Source organism: Aeromonas sp. HMWF014, from assembly GCF_963878295.1.
Classification (GTDB): Bacteria; Pseudomonadota; Gammaproteobacteria; order Enterobacterales; family Aeromonadaceae; genus Aeromonas; species Aeromonas popoffii.
In genome coordinates, this window is sequence record NZ_CAWNYS010000411.1 from 1 (window position 1) to 4,950 (window position 4,950).

Here is a 4,950-nt window from a genome sequence, read left to right on the forward strand (position 1 = left end):
CTCCCAGGGTTACCCCCATGCCAGCACCAACCTTGGCGAAAGTGGCTGCACAGGCATAACCACCAGCAGCACCACATCCCATGGCGCAGGCCCGCCCCACCCGCTCATCCAATGCCTTCTCAACCCCTTCTTTCAGACACCTTGGACATCTCATGATGTACCCCTTCGCCGACACAATAGAATCCGCTGTTCACGCCCTGAACAAGTTTCGCTCTTATCTGTATCGGCCGGACTCGATGATGTACCGATAATAACTCAAATTTTGACGGTTCCAGCCCGACTTTGAAACCCTCATATGAATCTCACCAAAACGTCACACCCGTTACACCGAGCAGCGTCAGCACCGAGCTCAACCACCATCTGAGCGTCGTCGCGGGCTATGACAGCGCCATGCTGGAGAACCTGGAGCTCATTCGCCAGACCGGTGGCCCGCTGGGGCCCAGGGCCAACAGCTGGCCACCACTGTGCCGCGATTCAAACTCTGACCGTTCAGCTGGTGGGCTTGAACTGCTCCTTGTCGAGATTGTGTTTCTTCATCCGCAGATAGAGCTTCTTGCGCGGGATCCCGAGGTAGTGGGCGGCCTCGGTCACCCGACCGGAGAACAGGAACAGGGTATCTTCGATCACCCGCCGTTCAAACTCTTCCACCAGATCGTCCAGCGGCTCCTTGGCGCTGGCCAGCGGCATCGCCCGCTCAACGCCCGCCAGCTTGACGATGCCCACCGCATAGAGCTCGGCCACGTTCCGGAGCTCGCGCAAATTGCCGGGCCACTGATGCCGCTTGAGCGTCTCCAGATAGGCGCGGTCCACCGCTGGCACGGGCTGGCCAATCCGTTTGCAGCCCTGACGCAGAAAGGCCCGAAACAGGGGGATGATGTCGCAACTGCGTTCGACCAGCCGTGGCAACTTGAGCCTCACCTGAGAGAGGAAGTAGTAAAGCTCCGGCATCAACTGGTGTCGTTCCACCAGCCCCTCCGGCGATTCGTCAAACAGCGCTATGGTTCGCAGGGACTTGTTCCCCTTGCGCTCCTGATCCAGCAGATGGTTACCCAGCCAGCGCTGGCACTCGGCCGTGAGTCTGGCGGGAGATTGCAACACCAGGGTACCCTGCTCCACGAGAGCCAGACTGGCCTGTATCTCGGCCAGCGAGCCTGCCGACACGCAATCATGCAGATGGCATGGCTGTGCCTTGCGCGCGCTGATCCTGTGCAGCAACAGGGCCAGCGTGTGCCGGCCAGAGCCGGCAGGCCCCTCCAGCATCAGATCCTTGTCGGTCTGTGCCAACTGGCTGATCTGGTTGCGAATGGCCACTATCTGCGGGCTGGTACCAATCAGCTCGTCATCGACTGCTGCCTGGATCTCGCTGCGGCGCGCCAGAGTGGCGCTGCGCTGATGGCAGGCTCGCTCCAACAGGGCCAGCAAAGCATGGGGGTTGAGCGGTTTCTCCAGAAAATCGAATGCACCCTGCTTCACCGCTCGCACCGCCAGGGGAATATCGCCGTGACCCGTGATCATGATGACCGGGATCTCGGCGTCTATCTCCTGTACCCGGGTCAGCAGATCCATACCGTTCATGGCGGGCATGTAGATATCGGATACCACCACGCCAGGCCATTGGGCAGTGAGCAGGGTCAATGCCTCGTGGGCCGAGGCGGAGGCTCTGGGGTGATAACCGGAGAGCCGCAGCAGGTGGCAATAAGACTCCAGCACGTCCTCATCGTCATCCACCAACAAGACGTTGGCCGGGCGGCTACGGGGTAACAACATCGACAGACCTCTCCTCGTTTATGTGCTCATCAGAGACTGGGCTCCCGGATGGGCAGAGTACACGGATCCCGCTGAACTCCAGGATCACCATGGCGCCACCCGTCAGGGCCGAGCCTAGCAAGATCCCGGCGTCACAACGGGCCAGCAGGGAGCGACAGATGGTCAGCCCCAGCCCCAATCCAACCTCCTTGGACGTGGTGAAGGGGGTAAACAATCTGGGCAAGATGGCCTCACCGAAGCCGGCACCGCTGTCGGCGATGGCAATCTTGAGCTGACTGCCCCCCTGTTCCAGCAGCAACAGACGGATCTCGCGGGTTGCCAACCCGGCGATGGCATCCATCCCGTTCACCAACAGATTGACCAGCACCTGCTCCACCAACACGGGATCGGCCTCGATCCAGAGCCCGGCGGGCAGCTCGTTCCTCAGGATGCAACCATCCCGTCTGGCCCTCGTCTCCAGCAGCAACAGAGCCTGTTCGGCCACCTCACCCAGATCGAGCCGGATGCGGGTCTCTTCGGTCGGCGACTTGCGCGCAAAATTGCGCAGCGCCGTGATAATACGACTCATACGCTGGCTAAGTTTCTCTATTTTGCCAAGGTCTTCGCCCAGCGTCTCGAACTGCCCGGCATCGAGCGCAGCCCGACTGGTGTAGAGATAGGTCATCATCGCCGACAGGGGTTGGTTGAGTTCATGGGCCAGACTGGTCATCGCCTGCCCCACCACTGCCATCTTGGCAGCCTGGATCAACTCATCCTGGGCCTGCAGCAGGTTGCGCTGGGCATGCTGCCGCTGCACCACCTCTGCTGCCAGCAGATGGTTGTTCTCGGTCAGCTCTCGGGTACGATCCTCCACCAATTGCGCCAACTCCCTGGCGGTCAGCTCCTGGCGGGTCACATCCGTGATGGTGATGATAAATCTGTGTCCCCGCCCCTGTTCGAAGCGACGCAGATTGAAGTGCAGGAAACGGGGCTTGCCCTCCCGCTCGCTGGCAACCGTGCACTCGCTATGACCGAGCTGATACAGCGGCTGTCCCGGCAGGAACTGGCTGGCCAGCACAGTCCTGGCTTCTTCGGGAACAGCCTGCCACAGCGGCTGATCCGGTTTGATGGTCGTCTGCTGGAACAGGGTCAGCGCACTCGGGTTGACCGACTCAATGGTGCCATCGGGATGACAAGTGATGAGACAGGCCTGGGTATTGTTGATGAGGTTCAGGGCGTTGGCCCGTTCCATCTGCTGCAACTGTTGACAGAAATGGCGCAGGCTCTCCCCCAGCTGGCCGATCTCGTCCCGCCCGCTGGTTCTGACCGGCAGATCCATCTTGCCCGCCGCAACCCGTGCCAGATCCTGCCCCAGCACATCGAGCCGCCCGATCAGGCGACGACCGATCAGCACCACCAACACAAAGATGCTGAGCAAGATGGCGAGCGCAAGTACCACCAGGATCACCAGTTTGCCGGTCGCCACCATCTGGCTGCTGTTGTGCCCCAGCTTACTGAGAGAACGGTTTGCCTCGCTCACCGTCAGGCTCACCCGCTGGTGATAGCGCGATACGGCATCATCCAGCTGGGGCCGCAGAGCCGCCAGCCGCTGGTGAGTCAAGGCATCCGCCTGCAGCAGCTGGTGCAGCTGACCATCCGGCTTCACCAGGGTCACTATATCCTGCAGGATCTGGCGATAGCTGACGGTCGAGGGGTACTCTGCCAGGCGGGAAGTCAGCTCATCTATCTCGTCAATCTTGTAACCGATGAACAGAAACGCGCTTTCCAGATCCTGTTCATACCGCTGGGTAATGACCTCGTTGACCAGCGCCTGCAACTCGTTTTCCTTGAACGTCAGATCCTGCAGGACGGAAAACTCCTTGATGACACTGCCAAACTCGCCCATGTCATCCGAGCTGGCCACCATGCTGGTCAGATGCCACTCCACTTCCTGCAGCAGGGGGACGACGTCGTCCACCAGATCCTGATGCCGCCAGTTGCTGCGCTTTTGCAGCTGCTGCAGGGTTTCGAAGTGATCGATCTGCTGCTCTAGATAGGCGGCGTGCTCCGCCACCAGCGCGCTCAATTCATCGAACGTATGCCGCTGCGACGGCGTCTCCTGATCTCCCGGCGTACCCAGCAGATAGGCATTCTGGATGTCCCGCAGGGTGGAGGAAACCGACCTGGAGAGCCGCTGGTACTGCACCGGATCCCGGGTGTCTCGCAACTGGGCCAGCAGCAACAACAAGCGGGAACTGGCGCGTTCCAGCTGATAGGCGCTACCGATGGCGGGCAGGCTCTCCTCGACAATCAGGTTGACCTGCTGTCCCAGCCGCTCCCATACCATGTAAGCGGCCATCCCCATGATCCCGGTCAGGGTCGTGATGGCCACAAAGGCGAGGATGAGCCGACGTCCCAGACTGCTCGGCATGCGCAAGCTGCGCCCCAGCCGGCTCATGGCTTGACCGCCTGCTCTACCAGCCGTTGTGCCTCGTTCAGTCGCCCCTCCATCACCTGACGCCACTGGTGCATCACCCGCTCTGCCTGCGGATTTCCCTGCTCTCGATCGTACATGCCATCGAACAACGCGAGCAGCGCCGGGTCCTGCGCCTGCTGTTCGTTCAGGGGGGGCATGCTGGCCTTGCGGCGCGCCTGCTCCAGCAATTTGATCCGCCAGGGTTCCTGCTGGGTATCCGCTCCGTTAATCCCCTGCCAGGTCATTTTCAGCCTGGGCATCTGCTGGATAATGGTCTGTTCGAACAGCGCCTTGAGCAGGCCAGCTCGCCGGTACAACAGCGCCTTGTCGGTAACATAACGGGTCTGCCTGGCCAGCGCCGGCTGACTCAGGGTGGCCTTGGCCATGCCGGGAGTCCCTATGATGGCCTGCCCCCTGGCTGACAACAGATATTGGATGAACAGGGCCCCGTTGGCCGGATTGGCACTGCTGCGGGTCACCCCCAGATAGGTAGGCAGGATCACGGAGTCCGGCATGATGTTGAAACCGACGTGATCGAAGCGGACCTGGCTGTTGAAGGCATAGCTGTCGATCACCAGTCCGGCGCCGGCCAGCCCGCGCGTTATGCCATCGCTCACCCCGAAACTGCGCGCAGTGATGGCCGACAGATTGCTGCCGAGTCGCATCAACAGGGCCCAACCCTGCTCCCAGCCATACTGCTGTAGGACGCTCTCCACCATCATGTGGGT

The 4,950-nt window shown here is 61.2% G+C and carries 3 protein-coding genes; all 3 read right to left on the minus strand.

Annotated elements, in window-relative coordinates; all coding sequences use genetic code 11:
* Positions 1-489: 489 nt before the first annotated feature.
* Complete coding sequence (locus AAC083_RS16460) at positions 490-1,767, minus strand: sigma-54-dependent transcriptional regulator (protein WP_108537173.1); 1,278 nt, start codon at positions 1,765-1,767, stop codon at positions 490-492.
* Positions 1,751-4,204 carry an ATP-binding protein gene (locus AAC083_RS16465; protein WP_108537174.1) on the minus strand — a complete coding sequence of 818 codons (2,454 nt, stop codon included), beginning with the start codon at positions 4,202-4,204 and terminating at the stop codon, positions 1,751-1,753. The genes AAC083_RS16460 and AAC083_RS16465 overlap by 17 nt, the downstream gene beginning before the upstream one ends.
* Positions 4,201-4,950, minus strand: a 750-nt coding sequence (locus tag AAC083_RS16470; protein ID WP_108537175.1) for an ABC transporter substrate-binding protein, incomplete at its 5' end; no start/stop codon positions are given. The genes AAC083_RS16465 and AAC083_RS16470, both read right to left, overlap by 4 nt.